At 36.3% G+C, this 1164-nt stretch carries 2 protein-coding genes; both read left to right on the plus strand.

Features of this window, described 5'->3' with window-relative positions; genetic code table 11:
* A partial coding sequence (locus V7024_RS23170; protein ID WP_335524365.1) for a sensor histidine kinase occupies nt 1-604 on the plus strand: 604 nt, incomplete at its 5' end.
* A 78-nt stretch (nt 605-682) separates the two neighbouring features.
* On the plus strand, nt 683-1164 hold a 482-nt coding region (locus V7024_RS23175; protein WP_335524367.1), incomplete at its 3' end, for an ABC transporter ATP-binding protein.

Below are 1164 nucleotides of genomic sequence, written 5' to 3' on the forward strand. Positions count from 1 at the left end.
AATTGCTTCTTCAGAAGATGAACAACGAGAATATCTCGAAATACTCTCAAAGAAATCAAGTAGCTTAAAACAATTAGTTGATCAAATATTTAATATGGCTAAGCTCGATGCAGATGAATTCCCCCTACAAAAAGAGTCTCTCGATTTTGCTGAGATTACTAGAGAGTCGCTAATTGAATTTTTACCTGAACTCACAAAACATAACATAGAATTGCAAGTTCATATTCCAGAAACACCTTGCCCTATTACAGCAGACCACCTTAGTCTTGTCCGAATTATAGGTAACCTCATGAAAAATGCGATACATTACGGAAAAGTTGGAAAGGTAGCGGGAATAGAACTACTAGAAACCACGTCTGAATACCAACTACTCATTTGGGACAAAGGACCTGGAATTTCAAATAATGATTTAGAAAACGTATTTGAGAGAATGTATAGAAGTGACCAATCAAGGAATGCTTCGCATGGCGGGAGTGGTCTAGGACTCGCTATTGCAAAAGCTCTCGTAGAAAAAAACGGCGGCCAAATATGGGTAGAAAGTATTCCGTGGAAAAGAACCACCTTTGGCTTTTCCATCCCTAAACAAACTACTTTTAAGAAATAGTTAAGAAATGATTAAGCAGCAGTTAAATCCTCCTTTTTATTATGTAAGTAAGAGTTCATAGAAAGTAGGTGTTCCAAAATGAGTGCAATTATAAAAACAACAAACCTTACTAAAATTTACGGCAATCAAAAATCAGTAGATAATCTAAATATAAATGTAAATCAAGGAGAGATTTACGGCTTTATCGGACGAAACGGCGCAGGTAAAACAACGACAATTCGAATGCTGCTAGGTCTCATAAAACCTACAAGCGGAAAAATCGAAATATTCGGGGAGGATTTTTCCAAAAACCAAAAAGAAATTTTAAGAAGAATTGGTTCTATCGTTGAAGTTCCAGGGTTTTATGAAAACCTTACCGCAAGAGAGAACCTATTAATTAACGCAAAGATAATCGGAGTCCATAAAAAGAATGCCATTGAAGAAGCACTAGAAATTGTAGGATTGCAGCATGAAACAAAAAAGCTGGTGGGTAAATACTCTTTGGGGATGAAACAACGATTAGGAATCGCAAGAGCCCTTCTCCATTATCCGGAACTATTAATACTTGATGAACCAACAAA

This window comes from Bacillus sp. JJ864 (genome assembly GCF_036963045.1).
Classification (GTDB): domain Bacteria; phylum Bacillota; class Bacilli; order Bacillales; family Bacillaceae_G; genus Bacillus_A; species Bacillus_A pseudomycoides_C.